General features: G+C 35.5%; 24 protein-coding genes and 1 tRNA gene. 9 read left to right on the top strand and 16 right to left on the bottom strand.

Annotation, left to right across the window (positions count from 1 at the left end; all coding sequences use genetic code 11):
- Window positions 1-56: 56 nt before the first annotated feature.
- A complete protein-coding gene (locus tag B6A10_RS05720; protein ID WP_055090850.1) occupies window positions 57-608 on the top strand; it encodes a DUF4494 domain-containing protein in 552 nt (183 codons plus the stop codon).
- A 64-nt stretch (window positions 609-672) separates the two neighbouring features.
- Here the strand turns inward: B6A10_RS05720 and B6A10_RS05725 are convergent, their stop codons facing one another.
- The gene (locus B6A10_RS05725) at window positions 673-1401 is read right to left on the bottom strand and encodes a sulfite exporter TauE/SafE family protein (protein ID WP_188220067.1); all 729 of its coding nucleotides are present in this window, start codon (window positions 1399-1401) and stop codon (window positions 673-675) included.
- A 133-nt stretch (window positions 1402-1534) separates the two neighbouring features.
- On the opposite strand from B6A10_RS05725, the gene B6A10_RS05730 reads away from it, so the two are divergent.
- The gene (locus B6A10_RS05730) at window positions 1535-1999 is read left to right on the top strand and encodes a hypothetical protein (RefSeq protein WP_188220068.1); all 465 of its coding nucleotides are present in this window, start codon (window positions 1535-1537) and stop codon (window positions 1997-1999) included.
- 119 nt (window positions 2000-2118) lie between these two features.
- Here the strand turns inward: B6A10_RS05730 and B6A10_RS05735 are convergent, their stop codons facing one another.
- From B6A10_RS05735 to recF, 9 genes are all read right to left on the bottom strand, one after another.
- Entirely contained in the window at window positions 2119-3510 is a 1392-nt protein-coding gene (locus B6A10_RS05735) for an MFS transporter (RefSeq protein WP_188220069.1), read from the bottom strand.
- 520 nt (window positions 3511-4030) lie between these two features.
- Window positions 4031-4852, bottom strand: coding sequence for a hypothetical protein (locus B6A10_RS05740; RefSeq protein ID WP_188220070.1), 822 nt, complete (start codon window positions 4850-4852; stop codon window positions 4031-4033).
- A gap of 198 nt (window positions 4853-5050) precedes the next feature.
- Window positions 5051-5602, bottom strand: coding sequence for an RNA polymerase sigma factor (locus tag B6A10_RS05745; RefSeq protein WP_188220071.1), 552 nt, complete (start codon window positions 5600-5602; stop codon window positions 5051-5053).
- Window positions 5593-6699, bottom strand: coding sequence for a glycosyltransferase (locus tag B6A10_RS05750; RefSeq protein ID WP_055090839.1), 1107 nt, complete (start codon window positions 6697-6699; stop codon window positions 5593-5595). Before B6A10_RS05750 ends, B6A10_RS05745 begins: the two co-directional genes overlap by 10 nt.
- Window positions 6700-6822: 123 nt before the next feature.
- Window positions 6823-7836 (bottom strand): UDP-N-acetylmuramate dehydrogenase, encoded by a 1014-nt coding sequence (gene murB / locus B6A10_RS05755; protein ID WP_188220072.1) that lies wholly within the window; start codon window positions 7834-7836, stop codon window positions 6823-6825.
- Window positions 7837-7981: 145 nt separating this feature from the next.
- Window positions 7982-9043: a glycosyltransferase family 4 protein gene (locus B6A10_RS05760; RefSeq protein ID WP_188220073.1), complete on the bottom strand. Its 1062-nt coding sequence runs from the start codon at window positions 9041-9043 to the stop codon at window positions 7982-7984.
- Between the two features lie 6 nt (window positions 9044-9049).
- Window positions 9050-9727, bottom strand: a complete 678-nt coding sequence (locus tag B6A10_RS05765) for a DUF2461 domain-containing protein (protein ID WP_055090834.1) — start codon at window positions 9725-9727, stop codon at window positions 9050-9052.
- Window positions 9728-9745: 18 nt separating this feature from the next.
- Entirely contained in the window at window positions 9746-10135 is a 390-nt protein-coding gene (locus tag B6A10_RS05770; protein WP_055090832.1) for a rhodanese-like domain-containing protein, read from the bottom strand.
- A gap of 221 nt (window positions 10136-10356) precedes the next feature.
- A complete protein-coding gene (gene recF, locus B6A10_RS05775; RefSeq protein WP_188220074.1) occupies window positions 10357-11436 on the bottom strand; it encodes a DNA replication/repair protein RecF in 1080 nt (359 codons plus the stop codon).
- A 245-nt stretch (window positions 11437-11681) separates the two neighbouring features.
- On the opposite strand from recF, the gene B6A10_RS05780 reads away from it, so the two are divergent.
- The 6 genes from B6A10_RS05780 (at window position 11682) to B6A10_RS05805 (ending at window position 17940) form a co-directional block, all read left to right on the top strand.
- Window positions 11682-12455: a tetratricopeptide repeat protein gene (locus tag B6A10_RS05780; protein ID WP_188220075.1), complete on the top strand. Its 774-nt coding sequence runs from the start codon at window positions 11682-11684 to the stop codon at window positions 12453-12455.
- A gap of 99 nt (window positions 12456-12554) precedes the next feature.
- Entirely contained in the window at window positions 12555-13130 is a 576-nt protein-coding gene (gene ribH / locus B6A10_RS05785; RefSeq protein WP_055090828.1) for a 6,7-dimethyl-8-ribityllumazine synthase, read from the top strand.
- Between the two features lie 175 nt (window positions 13131-13305).
- Complete coding sequence (gene mutL, locus B6A10_RS05790) at window positions 13306-15195, top strand: DNA mismatch repair endonuclease MutL (RefSeq protein WP_188220076.1); 1890 nt, start codon at window positions 13306-13308, stop codon at window positions 15193-15195.
- Window positions 15192-15944, top strand: a complete 753-nt coding sequence (locus tag B6A10_RS05795; RefSeq protein ID WP_188220077.1) for a rhomboid family intramembrane serine protease — start codon at window positions 15192-15194, stop codon at window positions 15942-15944. The genes mutL and B6A10_RS05795 overlap by 4 nt, the downstream gene beginning before the upstream one ends.
- Before the next feature lie 33 nt (window positions 15945-15977).
- Window positions 15978-16850: a rhomboid family intramembrane serine protease gene (locus B6A10_RS05800; protein WP_188220078.1), complete on the top strand. Its 873-nt coding sequence runs from the start codon at window positions 15978-15980 to the stop codon at window positions 16848-16850.
- Between the two features lie 43 nt (window positions 16851-16893).
- A complete protein-coding gene (locus B6A10_RS05805; protein ID WP_055090821.1) occupies window positions 16894-17940 on the top strand; it encodes an endonuclease/exonuclease/phosphatase family protein in 1047 nt (348 codons plus the stop codon).
- A 267-nt stretch (window positions 17941-18207) separates the two neighbouring features.
- Here B6A10_RS05805 and B6A10_RS05810 read toward each other — a convergent pair whose 3' ends face one another.
- From B6A10_RS05810 to B6A10_RS05835, 6 genes are all read right to left on the bottom strand, one after another.
- A complete protein-coding gene (locus B6A10_RS05810; protein ID WP_188220079.1) occupies window positions 18208-18831 on the bottom strand; it encodes a WbqC family protein in 624 nt (207 codons plus the stop codon).
- 77 nt (window positions 18832-18908) lie between these two features.
- Complete coding sequence (gene lepB / locus B6A10_RS05815; protein WP_188220080.1) at window positions 18909-20483, bottom strand: signal peptidase I; 1575 nt, start codon at window positions 20481-20483, stop codon at window positions 18909-18911.
- 35 nt (window positions 20484-20518) lie between these two features.
- The gene (gene dapB / locus B6A10_RS05820; RefSeq protein ID WP_188220081.1) at window positions 20519-21217 is read right to left on the bottom strand and encodes a 4-hydroxy-tetrahydrodipicolinate reductase; all 699 of its coding nucleotides are present in this window, start codon (window positions 21215-21217) and stop codon (window positions 20519-20521) included.
- 54 nt (window positions 21218-21271) lie between these two features.
- Entirely contained in the window at window positions 21272-21832 is a 561-nt protein-coding gene (locus tag B6A10_RS05825) for a DUF5683 domain-containing protein (protein WP_055090811.1), read from the bottom strand.
- Entirely contained in the window at window positions 21832-22731 is a 900-nt protein-coding gene (locus B6A10_RS05830) for a ParB/RepB/Spo0J family partition protein (RefSeq protein WP_055090809.1), read from the bottom strand. Before B6A10_RS05830 ends, B6A10_RS05825 begins: the two co-directional genes overlap by 1 nt.
- A 5-nt stretch (window positions 22732-22736) precedes the next feature.
- Window positions 22737-23504 carry a ParA family protein gene (locus B6A10_RS05835; RefSeq protein ID WP_188220082.1) on the bottom strand — a complete coding sequence of 256 codons (768 nt, stop codon included), beginning with the start codon at window positions 23502-23504 and terminating at the stop codon, window positions 22737-22739.
- 199 nt (window positions 23505-23703) lie between these two features.
- Here B6A10_RS05835 and B6A10_RS05840 point away from each other — a divergent pair.
- Window positions 23704-23778 (top strand) — tRNA-Pro (locus tag B6A10_RS05840).
- Window positions 23779-23900: the final 122 nt, after the last annotated feature.

A 23900-nucleotide genomic window follows, 5' to 3' on the forward strand; every position in this document is an offset into this window, starting at 1 on the left:
TAATTTGCTGTTTTTTTAGTGCTAAAAATTATCTTTGGCATCCTTAAAAAAAACAAATTATGGCAACTTGGTACGAATGCAAAGTAAAATATAGAAAAACGGATGAAACCGGGAATCAAAAAATGGTAGGTGAAATTTATTTGGTGGACGCTATTTCTTTCACGGAAGCTGAGAGTCGGATTAATGAGGAAATGAAGGCTTATGTGAGTGAAGAATTTAAAATTGCCAACATAAAAGTGGCCAATTATGCCGAAATTCACCCGTTTGAAAATGCCGATCGCTGGTTTAAATCGAAGATTTCGTTACTGGCTTATGACGAAGAAAGCGGTAAGGAACGCAAGACCAATATGTATTTTTTGGTGCAAGCCAATGATGTAAAAGAGGCTTATGACAATACGGTGCATACGATGAAAGGAACGATGGGGGATTATACGATTCCAGCCATTTCTGAATCGGCAGTTTTAGATGTTTTTCCTTATTTCAGTGGTGATGAAGACGAATTAGAACAAGTAGAGCGTTTCAATGCGCTGAAAGCTTCCAAGCCGGTTGTTGCCGAAATTGAAGATCACATGGAATTTGTAACCGAGGAGGAAGAAGAAACCGTGTAATAATTTTTGCCATTTTATTACAATCGCAAATTAGAAGAAGAACGTTCTAATTTGCGATTTTTTTTTAGTTCCAAATCACTTTCGAAAGTGTCACGATCCCGGTGATTAAAATTAAAATTAAGACAATGGATTTGAATTGTTCTTCGGAAATGCGTTCGAGGATTTTTTTTCCAATATAAGTTCCAATAATACTAACTACCAGCAAAATAGGAATCAGGTACAAATCATGTTGGTGGACATAGCCGTTGTAGGTGTAAACAAAACTTCGGCTGGAATCAATAGCCAAATCGATAATGGCTGAGGTGGCAATAAAAACCTCCATTTTCAGGTTGTAAGCTGCCAGCGTCATGCCGCGAATAGCGCCTCCGGTTCCTAACAATCCGGCAATTAATCCGGATAAAGTTCCGCCCAATAGGGAATTGGAAACCGTAGGTTGGATGCTGAAATTTTTAAAAAACAAAAAAAACAAACTCGTCACGATAAGAAAACCAGCCAGAGCCATTTCCAGAGTTTCGCTGTCGATATATTTACTGATAAAAGCGCCAACAATCACAAAAACAACTGCGGGTACGCCGATAGTAAGCAATAGTTTTTTGTCGAAACCTTTTCGGAAGAAAGCAATTTTAGTAAGGTTGCTCGAAACATGAAACAAGGCGGTAATTCCTAAAACCGAATGAAAATCCAAAAAATAACTGGCAATAGGCACGAAAAACAACGAAGAACCAAAACCTCCCACCGTTCCTAAAATTTCGGCCAGCAGCGCCAATAAAATAAATAAGTATAAGTTTTCCAAAGCAATTAGTTTAGATAGGAATTTGCGCTTGTCTATGTAAAAATACACTAAAAATGATTAGCGCGGGTAGGGAAAACCGCTTTTAAGTTGTCTTACTGATAAAAGTAGTCTTTAACAACTAAATGATACGATTATGAAAACGATAAAAATTTTGTTTGCCTTATTCTTTTTAGGGACAGTTACTCATTTGCAGGCGCAGCAAACCGCTGTAAAAGCGGAAGCAAATGTAAATGCTTATGCGGAGAAAATGAGTTATTATGAAAAAAGAGGAGCGGAAGACGCTCAATTTGAGTTGGCTTTCGTGGCTAAAACCAAGGCGGAAGAAAAAGCCTTTTGGAAAGAGCAAAAAGCCTACGAGAAACAATTGAAAGCAAAGAACCGAAAAGCTTACCGCGCCTATATTGCGAGTAAAAAAGAGGTTTATGCCGAACATTATAACCACTGTGACGCTCATTGTCACCATGATGCCGGTTTTTATACCTATGCCGGTTATTATTACTACGGTTATGACAATCCCCGTTACCAAAGAAGCTACGCACCTTCATCGGTAAATACCCGAATAAGCGTGGGTACCCCAAGCCTGCGTTTAGGTCTTTAATTGATTTTAAAGACTAAAAAATCCGTCTCGCTTTTTAAATCGGGACGGATTTCTGTTTAAAATAAATGATAATCAAAACTTTAAATTTGTGTCTAAATACTCTTGGATTTAAAATTGTATTATTTTGATTTTACAAATGCGAAAGCAGGTTCTTTGCTATCTACATTGATAACTTCGTTTTCTTCTTTAGTTTTAACGGCAAATTTTACTGCTAAAACAATAACTCCGGTAATCAGAATGATAATTCCTAAGATGTAAAAAGCATTCGTATAATCAATTAAATCTTTAGTTTGTGCTACGCCTGTTTCGTTAATTACATCTCTGGAAAATTTAACTGCTTTTGCTTTGAATAAGAAAGCAATCAGCATCGCTCCGATATTTCCACCCGCTCCTACAATTCCGGCAACACTTCCTACAGCTTTTGGGTTTACGAATGGTACAAGACTATAAGTAGCACCGTTTGCCATTTTTAAACTTACTCCAAATAAGAACATTAAAAAGATAGCCACACCTAATTGATCAGTCATTCCAAAGAAAATAATTCCGATACCTTCTAATACAAGTAATAAGGCAAGCAATAAATTTTTACCTGAGAAACCATAGCTTTTACCCACTTTATCAGCAACAATTCCTCCCAGTGGTCTTGCAAAAAGATTGATTAATCCAAAAATTCCGGCGCAGATTCCTGCTGTTTTTAAACTGGCTCCAAAAGTGTCTGTGAAATAAATTGGAGCAAAATTATCAATAGTGATTTCAACACCAAAACAAGCAGCATAAGCAATAGTTAAAACCCAGGTACGGTAATCTTTAACCGCCAGCATAAAGGTGTTTTCTTTATTTTTATTTTCAATACCAAGTTCTTTGTAGTTCCCATTTGGTAAATCTTTGGTATATCTGAAATAGATAAAAGCAAAAAACAATAACATGAATCCCGGAACAATCATGGCATATCTCCAGCTGTCCTGTTCTGTGCAAAGTCCTAATCCTACACATCCTGCAGCAATAATTGGCATCATAATATTAGCTAATCCGGCACCAGCATTTCCAAATCCACCAGCTGTTGCATTAGCCGTTCCTTTGATTGATGGGGCAAACATTACCGAAGTATGAAATTGTGTGATAACAAAAGAAGCACCAATAACACCAATAGCTAATCTGAAAAGGAGGAAACTTTCATACGATTGTGAAGTACCGATTAAAAATACCGGTATGGAACAAACAACTAATAGCCAGGTGTAGGTTAATCTTGGTCCAAATTTATCCACTAATCTCCCGATTAATAATCTGGCGATGATCGTTGCAGATACAGCAGCAATTTGAATGTTACCTAATTGGTCTTTAGTAAGATGTAATTGCTCTTTAGCTAATGGCATAAGTGATGACATTCCAAACCATGCAAAAAAGGAAAAGAAAAAGGTTAACCAGGTAATATGGAACGTACGCATTTGAACGCCTTTAGCACTAAAAATATTTAATTTTGAAAGCGGTTGATTTGTTGAAATTGAACTCATTTTGCAAAAAATTAATTGTTATCATTATTTTTTTCTAAGTAGCGAACTTATGTCTAAGTGTTTTACTTATTTAAAAGACAAAATTAGTTGCATTGTTCGGATTAAAAGTTGCGAAAACACAGTTTTGGTAAAATAATTAAGTATTTATACGTAAGTATTGTGTCTAAGTGAGCTTAGGGAGCTACGTGAGAATACAAAAATCCACAGTTTACAAGGGATGCAAGGCTGTGGAGGCGGTAATCCTGAGAAGTTAGAAAATTTTCTAAGTATTGAGGATATTTTTAATTTTCTTTGTCGTTTGTGCGAAAAGACTTTTTTAAAGATATGGAACTATTAAGAGATTAAGTTGCCTTAAGGTTTTTGTTCTTGTTGCAAACGAGAACCAGAGTTTTTATAATTATTCTCAATCTTGTCATTCCGAAGAATGAGGAATCTCATCAAGTAATTCTATAAAGTAAAATGCCACACGAAAGGATTCGTGCGGCAGCGTGGGCACAGAATGCAAATCCTAGTTATCGAGTTAAAAATATTCATAAGTATATTTTCTGAAGTATTCTTCTTCAGCGCCATTCAACCTACCTTTTTGTTCAGTAATTAGACCTTTTTTATCGTATTTTGATTTGCTCCACATTGTTAAAATACCATCTTCAAAATATTGTTCGTCAATTTTGTTTCCTTGGTTATCATATTTGTATATCCAGATATTTGTTCTTCTGCTATTTTGGAATCTCGATATTTTGGTTGGATTATTATTGTTGTCATATTCGAATGTTTTATAGAAAAAGATAGTATTGTCAGGACGATATCTGACCATCTTTGTTATTAAATTTTGATTGTTGTATTCATACTTGTCCAAAAAGAATTTGTTGGATAAATTTTTACCACTATAATACCATTTTTCTTCAATAAGATTTCCCTTTTCATTATAAGTATATAGCCATGTTTTTAAACCTTCAGTTTTCTGTATTGTTTGACCGGATGTATTTATGTCATAAGATGATTTCTCAATTGATGGAGTACCAAATAAAAAATTCGTTTTTTCAATTAAATATTCTTTTGAATCATATTTATATTGATTTTTAATTTCCTTTTTTAATGGTGGAATGGAAGAAACGGATTCAATTAATAAGCCTTTAGGATTGTATTTCCATTGAAATAATAGATGACCATCACCTGTTTGTGTGTCATTTTTAAGTTTAAAATCAAATACTTTAATACATTTAATATTGTTGTTTTTACATAAATGTTTGTCAATGTTGTTTGTGTTATTTTCTTGTCCCTGAATAAATGAGGATGTAAAACCTAAAAGAGTTACTAGTAAATATTTAACTATAATATTCATATTCTGTTTTTATTTAAATTATATCTTACCAAAGATATACACTCCTAAATAGAATTATTTATATCATAAAAATGAAGAGGTGTGTATATGTTTCAAAAATATAAAAACTTTTCTTACTTGTAAAAGTGAATACAATACAAAATACAATTACATTAAAAAAAACTCTTAATGCAACTTAATCCCTTAATGGTAAAAAAACTATCGTTTATTATTAATAATCTCAGCCAAAAGTTTCTTGGCTCTTAGGAGTTTGATTTTGACGTTATTGAGGGGTTCGTCAATTTTATTGGCTATTTCCTGATAGCTCATTTCTTGAAAATAACGCAGTTGGATCACTTCCTGATAATGCGGTTTCAGTTCTTTAATGTATTGCAGTAATTGCGAGAGGTTTTGCTCGGTAATCAGTTCGTCTTCTTTAGACGGCGTGGTATCGGCAATGTTGTAGGCTTTCTGGTCTTCCTGTTCGGTAATTTCCACAAAAAGACTCGATTTTCTTTTGCGAAGCATGTCGATATAAACATTCTTGGCAATCGAAATCAACCAGGTGTTGAATTGGAATTCGGGATTGTAAGTAGCAATTTTGTCAAAAGCTTTCGAGAAGGTTTCTATGGTAATGTCTTCGGCGTTGGTTTCGTTTTCCGTGCGCTTGAGCATAAAACCATAGACCTCGTTCCAATACTGATTTAGCAGAAAAGTAAAGGCCGATTGATCTCCCCGTTTGGCTTTTTCGATTTGAGTACTTATTTCCAATTGACCGGTTTTGAAAAAATATTAGTTAAAAACACATTGAATTGGGTAAAAACCAATGCGAATTCAATGAAGGGAAACCAAAATTTGATGTCTTTTTCTTTGAGTTTCCCTGCCGAAAATCCTACGGCAATCCAGGCGCATAAATAACGTAAACCGATTAAAGCGGTTACCACAATCCATTGGAATTGGAAAGCCAGTAAAACTATTGCCAGAATAAAAAACAACAATTGGGAACTGTAAAAGAAAGCCAACTGAAACTGGTCAATTGCTTTGTAATGCTTGGCAGTCGCTACGTGGCGTCTTTTTTGGGTAAACCATTCTTTATAGGTTTTTTTGGGTGCCGAATACGTAAAACTTTCCGGACTGTAAGCCACAGTAGTATTTCCTCCGTTAGCTGCCTCGTTAATAAATAAATCATCATCACCGGAGCGCACCTGAATGTGGTTGATAAAACCGTTTACCCTGAAAAATTCTTCTTTTTTATAAGCCATATTGCGGCCTACGCCCATGTACGGATGTCCTAATTTTGCCCAGGAAAAATACTGAACCGCAGTAAGCACCGTTTCGTAACGAATGATTTTGTTCAGGAACGAATTGGCTATTTTTTCATAGCCTCCGTAGCCTAAAACAATCGTTTTATGTAAGGTAAATTGCGAACTCATAGCCGTAATCCAGTCTTTTGATGTTGGGTAACAATCCGCATCGGTAAATAGCAAATATTCTTTTTTAGCCGCTTTGATTCCTAAGGTCAATGCATATTTTTTATTGGCCCAAAATGCTTCATTGTTTTGAACCTTAACGAGACGAATGTTAGAATATTGTTTCTCGAAAGCTTCAAATAATTCTAAAGTGTTATCACTCGAAGCGTCGTCGATTAAAACAATCTCAAAATCAGGGTAGTTTTGTTCGGCTAGAAGCGGCACATATTTGGCCACATTTTCTTCTTCATTTTTGGCACAGACAATAACGGAAATCGGAATTCTTTTGGGTGTTATTTTTTGCGCTTTGGCGAAAGCAAATTTCCCAAAAACACCTAAATAATACGCAATTTGAATAGCAACAACAGCAATAAAAAAGTAAAGAATCAGTATAAGCATCGGTGTTTAATGGGTTATTAATCCCGAAAGCTTTCGGGAGTGTGCAAAGGTATGAATAGAATTAGGATTTGGAAATGATAGAATGTGAATTTTACAAGAAAAATTTGAGCCTTGATTTTCGGGCTAAATAATGTTGACTTCGGCTTCTATTTTTATTCCAAAAGTTTCTAAAACAGTTTGTTGTACTTTTTTAGCAACATCCAGAATTTCCTGTCCGGTTGCCTGTCCATAATTCACTAAAACCAGCGCCTGATTTTTATGAATTCCGGCATCGCCAAATCGTTTTCCTTTTAAACCGGCCTGTTCAATCAGCCAGCCAGCCGGAACTTTGACTTCCGTGTCAGATACTTCAAAGAATTTCATCTCCGGAAATTTAGCGTTAATCTTTTCAAATTCCGTTTTAGAAATAATTGGATTTTTAAAAAAACTACCGCTGTTTCCCAGTTCTTTCGGATCGGGTAATTTGCTCTGACGGATGGCAATCACGGCATTACTGACGTCTTTCAGTCCTGGGGTCGAAATGTTATTTTTAGCCAGTTCTCCCAGAATATCTCCGTAAGAAGTATTGATTTTATGGTTGCGTTTTGTTAGTTTGAATATAACCGAAGTAATAATGTATTCGCCTTTTACTTCGTTTTTAAAAATACTTTCGCGGTAACCAAATTTACATTCGGCATTGTTGAAAGTTTTCATTTCCTGAGTGGCAATATTCATAGCTTCGCAGGAAACAAAAGTATCTTTGATTTCGGTTCCGTAAGCACCAATATTTTGAACCGGAGTAGTTCCTACATTTCCCGGAATTAAAGACATGTTTTCCAATCCGCCGAAATTTTGGTCAATGGTCCAAAGCACCAATTCATGCCAGTTTTCACCCGCCTGACTTTCAATCCATACAAAATCCTCATCTTCTTTGATGATTTTTTTTCCTTTCAAATCAATATGAATCACCAAAGCATCTACGTTCTGAGTGAGTAACATATTGCTACCGCCGCCTAAAATGAATTTTTTCTCGTTTTCATTTTGTTCCAAAATGCTTTTTAATTCGGCTACAGAATGAACCGCAACAAATAATTTGGCTTTGGCTTCGATACCAAAAGTATTGTAGTTTTTTAAAGAAAAATTTTGTTGAATTTCCATAAAAGAAAGTACGTTTTAAGTAGTCAATTGAAGCTTCAAAAATAGGAATTATAATTTTTGGTTTTACCGCAAAGACACAAAGTTTCCGCAAAGTTCGCTAAGTTTTGTGTTCTTAGCGTAAATCTTAGAGAACTTTGCGGTTAAATTATTTTCTTGCATCAATCAATTCGTGGTATTTGTCTGCGATAATTTTCATGTTGGTTTGATAATTGGCATTTTCTTCCACAAAATTTCTATTTCGAATAACAGCTTGATTTCGGTATTCTCTATTCTCAAAAGCCCATAGTATTTCTTCTGCCAGCATTTCGAAATCGTCCAGGCTAATTAATTGTCCGTTTTCACGATGTTTTATCCAACTTTGATTTCCTTCGATATTGCTCACAATCGGATAACAGCCGCAAGCCATCGCCTCAAATAAAGAAGCCGAAACGCCTTCGGTTACAGGCATGCTGATGTAAAAAAGAGCTTGTTGCAGTCGTTTTGGAAGTTCGCTATTGGAAATTCTTCCTGTGAAAAGTACTTTGTCCTGAATTTGTAATTCCTGTGCCAAATTTTTAAGATTTTCAAGCAATGTGCCGTCTCCAATGATAGTTAAATGGAAATCAATTTCTTTTTGATGCAAAATGCCAAAAGCTTTTAAAATAATCTCGTGTCGGTATTCCGGTAATAGAGAACGGCTAACTATGGCGGTGATTTTTTCGGGATTTGCCAAATTGTTATTTTTGAATTTTTCTAAATCAATGCCTTTGGGTAAAAGGAGAATTTTGGATTCATCAACCTGAACACTTTTCATGTGTTTTGCCATAATGGGACCCCAGGCATGAATGAGTGTTGCTTTTTGGAAAGCATAATTTTGTAAAATTCGTTTCAGCGGAAGCGAAATAGCATTTTCAGGCCATAAATCGGTTTTTCCCTGTTGGGCGATTGCCGAAGGTTGTAAGCCGGACAAGGCCGCCAGAAAACCATAACTGGTAGTTCTTTCGGCGATAATCATATCGGGTTTTTCCTTGCGAATGATTTTTTGAATTGTAAAAGGCGCAAAAATGAATTCCAGCGTTCTCCCAATTCGATTCCAAAAAGTATCGTTGGACGTTTGCAGTTCCCAGTTGATGATTTTAAAATGCCCAAATTCCTTTAAACCGTTCATCCAGGTTTGGGCATCGGCGCGATAGGATTCTCCGAGAAAAAGGATTTTTCTTTGTTTCATTAATTTTTAAAATTCCTCCGTTTCTATGGCGCGATTCATGAACTCGTTTAGTGGTTTTAAAAGTTGGAGTTTCTGAGTCGTTTTCGAAACAAAATCTTTTTTAGTTACTTCAGAAATGTCAAACTTATGCATGGTTTCGAAGCTTTTTAGTTTTAAGAATTCAATGGCCGGATGCTCTTTTTCGTAACCTCTGGGTGGATTTTTGAGCAGGTATTTTTCATTGCGACAAAAATCGCCAAATTCTTTTTTGAAATTAGGTTCCGCTAAAATGGCTTCCAAATCTTCGTAGAAAAAAGCAATTTCTTTGCGTATTTTTTTTAAATCATCGGCTTCAGGAGCATAAAAACCACCGGCAATAAAAGAGCCGTTTGGATCGATGTGGACATAATAACCGGCTTTGTTCAGTCCTTTGGAACCGGAAGAAATCCAAATGCCCATGTGGGTTTTATAAGGTGATTTGTCTTTGGAAAAGCGAATGTCACGGTTGATTCTGAAGGTGCAGTCTTTGATTTCAAGCATTTCTAATGCCGAATCCCAAGGTTTCATCGCATCCAGAAAATCAGCAACCAGCTGGTGATAGTCTTTTTTATACGCTTCGTATCTTTTTTTGTTGTCCTGAAACCATTCGCGATTGTTGTTGGCTCTTAAGTCGTTTAAAAACTGTAAGGATTCTGTGTTAAGCATAAATGATTGTTTTGTTTTTTATTGCTTTTTATTGGATTCGGCAGTCCATTTTTGATAGCCGCCCTCCAGATTGTAGATTTTTTTAAACCCCATTTCTGCTAGTTTTTCCGAGGCTTTTAAACTTCGTTTTCCGCTTCGGCAATAGATATAAACGGCTTTGTTTTTGTTGAGTTTTTCGGCATCCTGTACAAAATGATCTCCCAGCCAGTCAATGTTTAAGGCTTTTTCAAGATGTCCCTGATTGAATTCTTCCGGAGTACGCACATCCAGAATTTGTGGCTTTTGAGTGGTTTTTATTTCTTTTGCGAAAGCGGGAACTTCAACAGTTTTAATATTTTTGGAAGTTTGTGCGTTGCAGGAAAGGAGCATTGATATAAGGCAAAATGTAAGTATGGATTTAAGTTTCATAATATTTGTTTTAAATTAAAACGATGGTACTAAGTTAAGTTTTTTATTTGTTTTCTTTACTGCACTTTGCGTTGAAAAAGTTAACCACAAATTACACGGATTTACACAAATTTTATTTTTTATTTGTGAAATAACTTAAAATGAACTTTTACTTTATTTATAGAACTTTGCAGAAAACTTGGTATCCCGATAGCTATAGGGATTGTGTTTAAAAACTAAAATCACAAATTAAAAATCTTATAAGATTGATGTGTCGATTTTACGATGGCTTCTGTGCGCTCCGGATGCGTATCTGAAATAAAAAGTTGTCCAAAAGTATCTGAATTCACCATTTCTACAATTTTAGCTACGCGCGTTTCGTCCAGTTTGTCAAAAATATCATCAAATAACAAGATGGGTTTTACACCGCTTTGTTTCTTCAGGAATTCAAATTGGGCAAGTTTCAAGGCAATCAAAAATGATTTTTGCTGACCTTGCGAACCAAATTTTTTAATAGGATGATTGTCGATTTCAAAAGATAAATCGTCTTTATGAATTCCGGTGCTGGTGTAATGCAATGCCCGGTCTTTGTTGATGTTTTTCTGTAAAAGTGTCAGTAAATCATTTTCAAACAAATGACTTTCGTAAACTAATTGTACGGATTCTTCCGAACCGGTAATCGCATGATGGTGTTTACTGAAAATCGGAATAAATTCGGCAATGAATGCTTTTCTTTTTTCAAAAATGTATTGTCCGAATTCGTTTAATTGTTCATTATATATAGATAAGGTGTCGTTGTCAAAAACATGATTCAATGCAAAATATTTCAACAAAGCATTGCGCTGACTCATTACTTTTTGGTACTGAATAAGTTGTTGTAAATAATAAGAATCCAGTTGCGAAATGATACTGTCTATGAATTTTCGGCGGGTTTCGCTGCCTTCAATAATCAAATCCCTGTCGGCGGGCGATATAATCACCAGCGGAATAAAGCCAATGTGATCCGAAAATTTATCGTAAGCTTTGCCGTTGCGTTTCAGGACTTTTTTTTGCCCTTTTTTCAGGCTGCAAACCAATTGCTCGGTTCGGTCGTTTTTGATAAATTCGGCATCAATTACAAAAAAATCTTCTCCGTGGCGGATGTTTTGAACCGCAAGCGGATTGAAGTAGCTTTTTCCATAAGACAGATGGTAAATAGCATCGAGAACATTGGTTTTTCCAATGCCGTTTTTGCCTACAAAACAGATTATTTTACCGTCAAATTCGAAGCTGGCTTCTGTGAAATTTTTATAATTGAATAACGAAATTTTTTTTAAATACATTGTTGTTTTTGCTGGTATTGAGGAATTTGCTGTTGTTGTAAAGGCTTTTAAACGAGGCTGCAAATTATTGAAAAATATCTAAATAACGGGTGTTTTAAGCGCTTTCAAAGTTAATTTTTTAAGTGCTGAACGGGAAGCCGATTTGCAGAAATAAAAATATTTTGGATTTAGGCATAAAATATGTGATTTTTTGCGTGAGTTTGAATAAAAATTTTATTTTTGCGGTTCACTAAATTAATTTTTAAATGGCTACATATAATAAAAGAGGATATAAAGCACCAAAAGCGAAAGAAGTTAAAGAGCAAGTAGAGGAAGTTGTAATTGATGAAAAAAACAGTACAACGGCTGAGGTTTTTTCTAAATTAGACGAAACTGCTTCAAAAACGGAAGACTGGGTTGCTAAAAACCAAAAAGTTATTATTGGAGTTGTAGGAGCAATTGCTTTGTTTACTGTGGGCTATTTGGGATACCAAAAATTTATCGCAGAGCCTAAAGAAGATGAAGCTGCCAGCGAAATGTTTGTAGCACAACAAAATTTCCAACAGGCAGTAGAAGGAGTAGCAAGTGATTCTTTGTATAAATTGTCATTAAACGGTTCGGAAGGTAAATTTGGTTTTATCAAAATTGCCGATGAATATTCAGGAACTGCAGCGGGTAATTTAGCGAATTATTATGCGGGTATTGCTTATTTGAACACTGGAAAATATACTGAAGCGATTGATTATTTAAGTAAATTCAAATCGGATGATGTTGTTTTGAGCGCTTTGGCTAAAGGAGCTATCGGGGATGCTTATTCTGAAAATAAACAACCAAAGGAAGCTTTAGAAAGTTATGTAAAAGCGGCTGAGTCTAATAAAAATGACTATACAACGCCACGTTTCTTGTTAAAAGCAGGAAAAACGGCTTTGGAATTAGGAAACAAAGAAGAGGCTTTAAAATATTTTACTGATATTAAAGAAAACTACGAAAACGCTCCTGAAGCTGCTGCCGTGGAAGCTTTGATTGGTTTATCTCAATAATAAAAGTTTAAGAATGATGAATTGGTGATTGCAAGTGCTTCAATGCTTGTAATCACCAATTTTTATTTATAAATTCAAGGTTTTAAAAATATAATTGATATGGCAACGATTAATAAAAATTTATCGGAATATGATAAAAATGCACTTCCGAATGCTAAAGAATTTCGTTTTGGAATTGTAGTTTCGGAGTGGAATGAAACGATTACAGAAGGTTTGTACAGCGGAGCGGAAGCCGCTTTGTTGGACAATGAAGTTCCAGCTGAAAATATTATCCGTTGGAATGTGCCGGGAAGTTTTGAGTTGATTTACGGTTCTAAAAAAATGTTGCAAACACAAAAAGTAGATGCGGTAATTGCCATTGGTTGTGTGATTCAGGGTGAAACCAAGCATTTTGATTTTGTTTGCGAAGGCGTGACTCAGGGAATTAAAGATTTAAATGTGCAAACGGATATTCCGGTTATTTTTTGTGTATTAACTGATAATACGATGCAGCAGTCTATTGAAAGAAGTGGTGGGATTCACGGAAACAAAGGGACTGAGGCGGCTATTGCGGCTATTAAAATGGCGTATATCCGTCAGCAGGCTACTTTAGCGCATGATTTTTCCAATCAAAATCTATTGACTTCCGGAGCAGCTCAGCTTGGAGAAGGTTCGCCTTTGGAATTAAAGGAGTAAAAACTAAATAATTCAGAATGAAACCTATACTGTTTGTTGAAAATAGTATGGGTTTTTTTGTTTTATTTATGATTGTGAAAGAGAGAAAACCCCATAGAATTTTATTAAATTTGCTGGGCTTAGTTGTCCCCTGAATACTAATCCCGATAACTATCGGGACTGAAAAACTGAAAAAATGTCGAGTATCATTCAATTACTTCCTGATCATGTTGCTAATCAAATCGCCGCCGGAGAAGTGGTTCAAAGGCCGGCTTCGGTAGTTAAAGAATTACTTGAAAATGCGGTAGATGCGAATGCAACGGATATCAAGCTGATTATAAAAGATGCCGGAAAATCACTCGTTCAGGTAATTGATAATGGAAAAGGGATGAGTGTTACCGACGCCCGATTGTGTTTTGAGCGTCATGCGACTTCCAAAATCCGTCATGCTGAAGATTTATTTAGTTTGCATACTAAAGGATTTCGGGGTGAAGCTTTGGCTTCTATCGCTGCGATTGCTCATGTGGAAATGAAAACTAAGCAGGAGCAGGACGAATTAGGAACGCAAATTGTTATCGAAGGCAGTAAATTTGTTTCTCAGGAATCGGCAGTTTTACCACAGGGAACTTCTTTTGCGATTAAAAATTTGTTTTTTAATATTCCCGCCCGACGCAATTTCCTGAAATCGGATACGGTGGAATACCGTCATGTTATTGACGAATTTCAACGTGTGGCATTGGCACATCCTAATATTCATTTTACATTTTATCATAATGGAAGCGAAATGTATAATTTGCCCATTTCGACTTTAAGACAGCGTGTGGTAAATGTTTTTTCGGGGAAAACCAATGAAAAGTTGGTTCCGGTTCAGGAAGAAACCGAAATTGTAACGATTCAGGGATTTGTCAGCAAACCTGAATTTGCTAAAAAGAGCAGGGGAGAACAGTTTTTTTTCGTCAATGATCGTTTTATTAAAAGCGGTTATTTGCATCATGCTGTGATGGCGGCGTATGACGGAATCCTGAAAGATGGCGCACAACCGAGTTATTTCCTGTATTTGACGGTTCCGGCCAATTCGATTGATATCAATATTCACCCTACGAAAACCGAAATTAAATTTGACGACGAAAGCGCTTTGTATGCGATTTTAAGAGCTTCCATCAAGCACAGTTTAGGACAGTTTAATATTGCGCCGGTTTTGGATTTTGAACGAGATGCTAATTTGGATACGCCTTATCATTACAAAGATTTGGAAGGAATAACGCCTACTATTCAGGTGGATCGTTCTTTTAATCCTTTTTCGGATGATAAAGAAACCAAGTCTTACAGTTCATCCGGTTCAGGTTCAGCTTCGTCATATTCTGGTTCGTCATACAAAAAACCGGCTGCTACAGCTAATTGGGAAAGTTTGTATGTAGGTTTGAAACAAGAACCAGATTTGGCAATAGAAAGTGCCGAAATTTCTTTTGAAAGCGAAGAGGTTACAGCTTCTTTGTTCAATGATGAAGAAGTGGAACAAAGTGTTCAGAATGTTTACCAAATTCATAAAAAATACATTGTTTCGCCAATAAAATCAGGAATGGTTATTGTGGATCAGCAACGCGCGCATCAAAGGGTTTTATATGAACAATTTTTAACCAATATGACGGTGCATCAGGCATCGAGTCAGCAGTTGTTGTTTCCGTTAGAATTGTATTTTTCGGCTGGCGAAATGGAATTAATCGACGAATTAAAATTTTCGCTGATTAATACCGGATTTGTTTTTGAAGAAACCAATGCTAATCATGTGGTTATTTCCGGAATTCCGGTAAACGTAACCGAAAGTGAAGTTTCAATCGTATTGGAACAATTATTAAGTGATTTACAGGAAGGAATTCCTGAGAATAGTTTTAGTCAAAACGATTCTATTGCTAAGTCGATGGCAAAAAGTTTAGCAGTAAAAACAGGAACCAGTTTAACGATAAAAGAACAGGAGAATTTAGTAAACGGACTTTTTGCCTGTAAAGATCCAAATGTGTCTCCGTTTCAAAAACCAACTTTCATCACCATGCGTGTGGAAGATATAGATAAAAAATTTGCAATATGATGAATATAACGCCTATAGTCAAACAATTAATAATCATTAACGTTCTGTTTTTTATTGGAACCTTATTTGTGGGAGATCCGGCTTACCAAATTCTGGCCATGTTTTTTCCTGAAAATAATGATTTTCATTTTTGGCAGCTTTTAACGCACATGTTTATGCACGGCGGATTTGCCCATATTGCTTTCAATATGTTTGCTTTGTATTCGTTTGGTTCTACCTTAGAGCATTTTTGGGGAAGTCAAAAGTTGTTGTTTTTTTACATTTCCTGTGGTTTAGGCGCTGTTTTGTTGCAAACCGGAGTTAATTATTATTATTTTAATGAAGCGGTTAACGTTTTAGGAGCTCATGGTTTTGAGAAAGCGGAGATTGTAAAAATATTGAACGAAGGCAAAATCAATACACAATGGGAATCGATATTAACAGCGACGCAATACCAACAGTTTTTAAGTTCTTTCCTGGGAACGATGGTGGGAGCTTCGGGAGCGATTTATGGGTTGTTAGTGGCTTTTGCGTTTATGTTTCCTAATGCCGAGTTGGGAATTATGTTTATTCCGGTTCCGGTTAAAGCTAAATATTTTGTTCCGGTTTACATGCTGCTTTTTGATGGATTCTTCGGTATTTTTGGTAATTCATTGATGGGTATAGATTCAGGAATTGCTCATTTTGCACACATTGGCGGTGCGATATCTGGTTTTTTGATTATGTGGTATTGGAAGAAAAATCAGTTTAATAACAACCGTTGGAACTAAAATTAAAGTAATAATCCTGATAAAGACGAATAAATGAATATCCTGGACGATTTAAAAATGCAATACAAACTGGGAGGAATTGTTAATAAGCTAATTTATTGGAATGTAGCCTGTTTTTTGATTTCGTTTGTTTTGCCGGGAATATTGCGCATTTTTAATGTTAATTTGAATGTGTTGCAATATGTGAGTTTGTCGTCTAATCCGTCCGATTTATTGTGGAAACCCTGGTCGCTTATCAGTTATGCTTTTTTTCATTTTGATTTCTTTCATATTTTATTCAATATGCTGGTGCTGAATTTTGCAAGCCAGTTGTTTTTGACTTTTTTTACTCAAAAACAGTTTTTAGGCTTGTATTTATTGGCGGCTGTTTTTGGCGGAGCCGTTTTTATGGGGACGTATTATTTGATGAATATGGATGCTCCTATTGTTGGGGCTTCGGCTGCTATTATGGCTGTTTTGATGGCGGTAACTAGTTATCAGCCACTAATAGAAGTGCGTTTGTTGTTGATAGGAAGAGTGAAATTATGGCATATTACGGCGGTGTTGTTGATACTAGATTTGATGCAGCTTCGTTTAGAGAATATGGGAGGACATATTTCGCATTTGGCGGGAGCGTTATTTGGTTTTGTTTTTATCAAAGCCTTGCAAAAGGGAACTGATATGAGTTTAATTGTCACTAAGTTTATTAGTTTTTTTGCCAATGGTTTCAGAACAACACCTTCAACACCTTTCAAGAAAGTCCATAAAAATTATACAAAACCCGTTGAACAGCGTACCGCATCTAGAATTATTACAAAAGATAAAACACAGCAACAGATTGATGAGATTTTAGATAAAATCAGTCAATCCGGTTATGATAGTTTAACAAAAGAGGAGAAGGATTTTTTATTCAAATCAGGTAAATAATGGTTTGAAGTTTGTGGAGACTTTGGACATTTAATTAGACAAAATGAAAAATCTTTCGTGGTTTAACAGAGTAATGTTTGTTTTAAACAGTATTCTTATAGTCGTTACTTTTATCGCTTATGTGTTGCCATTTCTGGCGCCTAAAATCTTCCCTTTATTGTCGGTAGTGACTTTGTTTATGCCTTTGTTTTTTGTTTTAAACGGACTTTTTTTTGTGTATTGGGGAATACAACTCAAAAAAAGAATGATGATGTCTGGTTTGGTTCTTTTAATCGGAATCACTTTTATCAATAAGTTTTATAAATTTTCAACTAAAGAATTTCCGGAGAGCGAAAAGGATTTTGTGGTGATGAGTTACAATGTTCGTTTGTTTAACTTGTTTAAATGGCAGGACAAAACGGATATTCCGGAATCAATATTGCATTTTATCAACGAAAAAAATCCGGATATTGTATGCATTCAGGAGTATTCTAATTCGGCTCATGTGGATTTAAAAGTATATCCGCATCGTGCGATTTTTATGGAAGGGAATCAAATTAAAACCGGCCAGGCTGTTTTTTCTAAGTTTCCCATTATTGAAGAAGGTAAAATTTCTTTCCCGAATTCGACCAATAATGTAGTTTATGCTGATATCAAGAAAGGAAAAGATATTATCAGGGTTTATAATATGCAATTGCAATCCATCAAAATATCGCCGGATGTAAACGAGATTTCCGAAAATATTGATGTGATTAATAAGGAGAAATCTCAGATGATGTTCATGCGTATCAGCAGAGCTTTTAAACAACAACAGCAACAGGCTGAAATTTTAAGGGACAATTTAAAAAACTGTCCGTATCCGGTTATAATTTGCGGAGACATGAATAACAGCGCTTTTTCGTATGTTTATCGCATTATTAAAGGAAGTTTGAAGGATGCTTTTGAAGAGACCGGAAAAGGTTTTGGTCAAACGTACAGATTTAAATATTATCCGGCCCGAATTGATTATATTTTTGCTGACAGAAATATGCAGGTGAAAATGTTTGAAACCTTCCCTGATTTTGATAATTCGGATCATTTTCCAATTATGGCCAAATTAGCTTTAGAGTAGTTTCCTAACTACGGTTAACCAATTTTAACCGCAAAGTTTTTTAGGTTTTCGCAAAGAAAAAAATCAGTTTAATCCGTTAAAGCTGTGGCTAAAAAACTAACCACATAAGTCATATAAGTTTTTAGTATTAGACAAACTATGGTTAAAGTCCATTTAAGTTGTTTTCATCAATGAAAAAGAAGGTAAATCTGTGTGAATTTGTCCGATTTCTAAAATCAGTGTTCCAGATTTTTTACTTTTGAAGTTATCTTAAAAGCAGAAAAAAAATTACACTAATAGTTTTTGAGATTTCAAATAATCCACGGTAAATTTTCCTTCGTTGAAAAGCAAATCCAAAACGCTAAGGTTGTTTATGAAACCAAATTTATCATCAAAAACCTGAGTGTAGGATTCAAAAACGGAAGGGTCTTTTTTTCCATTAACCAAAAAACGATAGTCTAAAAATTTGTTAGAATCTACTTCGTGAAAGTATTCGTTAGTTGTTTCGAAGTCAAATTTCATTCGCATACATTTCGAAATAATTTCTAAGGCTTCTAAATTCAAATCCATTAAAAACTGATGTTTTTTTTCGAAAAAAGGAATAAAATCATCTTCAAAATATTCAAAAAAAGGCGAGCTTCGGTAAGCGGCTTCTAAAGATTTGAAATGCTGTTTTTGCCAGTCAAAATCATTTTCTATCTGAATATCTTTTGTTTTTTGATGACTTGTTCGGGAATGTTTTATTGGAATATTTAGTAGTTGTACACCATTTGGACTATAAATGTACGTACGGTTTCTGTTTGTTTGTTTTTGAAAATTATCTTCCATTTCAAATACAATACTTTCAGCCTGAACCATGGCTACAAAATGGCTGATTGACGGGAAATAGGAAGGATGTAATAGGGTTTTCATTTTATTTTTTTGTTTAATTGGTTAATCGTTTAATAGTGAAAATAGTAAACGATTAACCAGTTCAACGAATAAACGGTTTACATTTTACTCGCTTTTCTTTTTTTCCAAAAATACTCACCGACAAAGAAAGCGGCTAATAAAATTAAGAAAATCTTGAAATAAGATTGTGGCTGACCTTCGCCGCTAACAGTTGTAAATACTCTGTTCCAGCGTACTTTGTTCCAGCCTTTAGCGTTAGTATCCCAACTCATCCAGATAAAAACCGGCTTTCCTACAATGTGATCTTCCGGTACATATCCCCAATAACGACTGTCTTCGGAATTATGACGGTTGTCTCCCATCATCCAGTAATAATTTTGTTTAAAAGTATAGCTGTTTACTATTTTTCCGTTCAGTCTGATTTCGTTTCCGGTTACTTTTAAATCGTTTTTATTGCCGTTATCGTCTTTTTCATAAGTTGTAATAATTCTTTCGTAAAACGGCAGGCTTTCCAAGTTAAGAGGAACTGTTTTTCCTTTTTCAGGAATGTAAATTGGGCCGTAATTGTCAATATTCCATTTATTGATTTGTGGGAAAACACCTTGTCCAATTCCTCTGCTTATTTGTCTTTTTACAGAAGTAATACCTGCTGTGTTTTTTAATCTTTCTGCACTAGCAGCAGTTAATGCACTAAAATATAGAGTATCTTTAAATTCGTTTATTCCTACACGATCAGTAACATCCATTTCTTTTAATAGATTTTCAAAGTTTACTGGAGGATTTTTAGTGTCAATTCCTACTGTGTAAGAAAACTGAGGTTTAGCACGTTCTGGAAGTTCTAAAGCTTTTCCGTTAATGTGAACAATTCCTTCTTTAATGGATAAACTATCTCCCGGAATCCCCACGCATCTCTTTACGTAATTAGACTCTTTGTCAATCGGTTTGATAACTCCTGGAGATCCTTTAGGTTCAAAGAAATAATGTACCGTATCTACAGGCCAGTTGAAAACAACAATGTCGGTGCGTTTTATTTTGTCTTCAATTCCGGGTAATCTAAAGTAAGGCAATTGAGGCCAATTTAAATAGGATTTTCTTTTAGTCATTGGAATCGAGTCGTGAACCATCGGTAAAGCAACTGTAGTCATCGGAACTCGGGCTCCGTAATTCACTTTGCTAACAAAAAGGAAATCACCAACTAACAATGATTTTTCCAAAGATGGAGTTGGAATAGTATAAGGTTGTACAAAGTAAGTATGCACAAAAGTAGCTACAATGATGGCAAATAACAAAGAACTAACCGTGTCTGCTGTTTTATTCGCCGGATGTAAACTTCTTTCGGCGTTGTATTCTAATTTTTGCGTGTAATTAACGTAGTAGATATACAATCCGCAAGTTACAATTCCTAAAAAGGTATCTAATTGAGAGCGTTTCCCAAAAGTTCTTAAGGTTTCGACCCAAATCACCGGAAACATAATCAAATTGATAATTGGGATAAAAAGTAATAAAGTCCACCAAGTTGGCCGACTAATAATTTTCATTAGGACAATAGCATTATATACCGGTATTGCAGCTTCCCATTTTTTTCTTCCGGCTGCTTCATATAGTTTCCAAGTTCCTAAAAAATGAATAACTTGAACTAAAAGGAAGAATACAAACCATTGATATAGTGTCATAGTTCTTTTGAATTAAAAAGTTAATTGTTTTTTGATTATAGTCCTAAAACGTCTCTCATACTAAAAATACCGTGTTTTCCGGCAAGCCATTCGGCAGCGATTACAGCGCCAAGAGCAAATCCTTCACGATTGTGAGCGGTATGTTTAATTTCGATACTGTCAATTCCTGAGTCGTAAGTTACCGTGTGCGTTCCAGGAACTTCACCTGTTCTGACAGCTTCAATATGAATTTCGTTTTCTTTGGCGTTTTCCAATGTCCATTTGTCGTAATTGCTGTTTTCAATAACGCCCTGAGCTAATGAAATAGCAGTTCCGCTTGGTGCATCAAGCTTATGGATGTGGTGGATTTCTTCCATTGAAACTTTGTATCCTTCAATGTTTGACATGATTTTGGCTAAATATTCGTTTAAACCAAAAAATAAATTTACGCCTAAGCTAAAGTTAGAACTCGAAATAAAACCACCATTTTTTTCTTTGCATAAAGCAATCATTTCGTCATAACGATCCAGCCATCCGGTAGTTCCGGAAACAACAGGAACGTTGTTGTTAAAACAGGCAGAAATATTTTCAACAGCGGCCATAGGAACACTGAAATCAATGGCTACATCGGCAGTCGAAAGTCCGTCGAAAGTATTGAATTCGTCTTTTTTCAGGACAATTTCATGACCTCTTTCCAGAGCAATTCTTTCAATTACCTGTCCCATTTTTCCGTATCCTAAAAGTGCTATTTTCATTTGTGTTTTATTTTTAAATTAAAAGAGTTCTTTCTAAAACTCCATTGTTTTTTGTTAAAAGTCGTATGTCAGGCTTACGCCAACATTGGTTTTGTAATTCAGATTGTTTTGGTAAAGAGTAGGGCGAATGGATAAGCGCTCGTCTACATTGAACTGTTTCAGAGCCGCATCAACATTGGCATCGATGATGTTTAAAACATAAAAACCTACGATAAACAAAGTGGAATAATCCCGATTACGCTGATAAAATTTTTGTGCAGCAATCAAACGGCTGTCGTCCAAATAGGTAAAATCGTCATCGTTGTATCCTTCCAGTCTTCGTTTGTACGCATCTCTGAATTGATGGTATTTTTTATTACTGTCTATGTAAAAATAAAGACTGGTTCCTATGGCACCATAAACCAAAGGAATTTTCCAGTATCTCTTATTGTATGCCTGACCTAAACCCGGAATAACAGCCGAATAAAAAGCGGCTTTTGCCGGAGTTAACGGGTCGATGTCTATAGATTTTACAGTGTCTTTTGCTGTTACAACAGTTTGAGTCGTTTTTTGTGACCACCCGCTAGTATTGCAAAAAAGAATAAGAAATAGTGCTATGGAAATACTCTTGTTCACTATTTCGTAATTAATTCAATTATGCGATTAAAATCATCTTCCGACTGGAACGGAATGGTAATTTTTCCTTTTCCGTTATTGGCTACTTTTATATCTACTTTGTTGCCAAAATAAGAATTAAAAAGTCTTTTTTGACTTTCGTCGATGTCAAACGAAGCCGCTTTAACTTTTGCAGCCGGTTTTGGTTTCAAACTTTCGTGATAATTTTTTACCAAAGCTTCGGTGTCACGAACCGAGAGATTCTGACTTACAATTTTTTGATAAATATCGGTTTGAGCGTCTAAATCTTCAATGTTGATAATGGCTCTTCCGTGTCCCATGCTGATAAAACCGTCACGAATACCCGTTTGGATAATCGGATCCAGTTTTAATAAACGCAAATAATTGGCAATAGTAGAACGTTTTTTTCCTACGCGATCACTCATTTGCTCCTGAGTTAATTGGATTTCATCCATTAAACGTTGGTACGAAAGCGCAATTTCAATCGGGTCTAAGTCATGACGTTGGATATTTTCCACCAAAGCCATAACCAAAGATTCGTTGTCATTGGCAATTCGGATGTAAGCAGGAACGGTAGTTAGTCCGACTAATTTAGAAGCACGCAAACGGCGTTCTCCCGAAATTAACTGGTATTTATTGAAATCTAATTTTCGAACGGTAATTGGTTGAATCACTCCTAATTCTTTGATAGAAGTAGCGAGTTCATTTAAAGATTCTTCGTTAAAATTACTTCGGGGCTGAAAAGGGTTTATTTCAATAGCTTCAATTTCAAGCTCAATGATATTTCCAACAACTTTGTCAGCATTTTTGTCCTCAACCGATTTGATGTCATTATCCGGATCTTTCAATAAGGCAGATAATCCACGTCCTAAGGCTTGTTTTTTTATTGCTTTTGTCATAAAAATTATTGGATATTTTTCTTTATAATTTCCTGAGCCAGATGCAAATAGTTAGTGGCTCCTTTGCTGGTGGCGTCATAATTAATGATGCTTTCACCAAAACTTGGCGCTTCACTCAACTTCACGTTTCTCTGGATAATCGTTTCAAAAACCATGTCGTTGAAATGCTTTTGAACCTCTTCAACTACCTGATTAGACAAGCGTAATCTGGAATCGTACATCGTTAATAGCAAACCTTCGATGTCTAATTCCGGATTATGGATTTTTTGAATGCTTTTTATGGTATTCAAAAGTTTACCAAGTCCTTCTAGTGCAAAATATTCACATTGAATAGGAATAACAACCGAATCGGCAGCTGTTAAAGCGTTTAGTGTTAATAGTCCTAAAGAAGGAGCACAGTCGATAATGATATAGTCATAATCGTCTTTAACGCTTTCTAAGGCTTTTTTAAGCATGTATTCTCTGTTTTCCTTGTCTACCAATTCGATTTCGATAGCCACAAGGTCAATGTGAGCCGGAATAACATCCACATTGGGAGCCGAACATTGTACCACGGCTTCCTTAGGAGTATTGCTGTGTTCTAAAATTTGGTAAGTACCAATTTCTACACTTTCTACATCAATACCTAATCCGGAGCTGGCATTTGCCTGAGGATCAGCATCTATTAATAATACTTTCTTTTCTAAAACACCTAGTGAGGCAGCAAGATTTACCGATGAGGTTGTCTTTCCAACGCCTCCTTTTTGATTAGCAATCGCAATGATTTTGCCCATTTATCTTCTATAATTTTGAACGGTAAAAATACAATTTATTATTGTTTCTGAAAATCTATTTTGTTAACAATTGTTAAAGGGATAATTGTATTCTTTCAAGAAATCCGGCTTTGATTTTTTGGTTAGATTTTGATGAACTTAATTTTTTTAAAATTTTAGTTGCAAAAGAGAAAAAGAGTTGTATCTTTGCAGCCGCTTTCGGGGTGTAGCGTAGCCCGGTTATCGCGCCTGCTTTGGGAGCAGGAGGCCGCAGGTTCGAATCCTGCCACCCCGACATTATGCTTTTTAAAAGCAGTCAAAACCCCTTAAATCGTATGATTTAAGGGGTTTTTCTATTTATTTGACTCCAAAATGTTCAAGTTGTATCAAATAAAATGAGACCTATTCGGCTACCCT

The sequence above is a fragment of the Flavobacterium pokkalii genome, from assembly GCF_014596575.1.
Taxonomy (GTDB): domain Bacteria; phylum Bacteroidota; class Bacteroidia; order Flavobacteriales; family Flavobacteriaceae; genus Flavobacterium; species Flavobacterium pokkalii.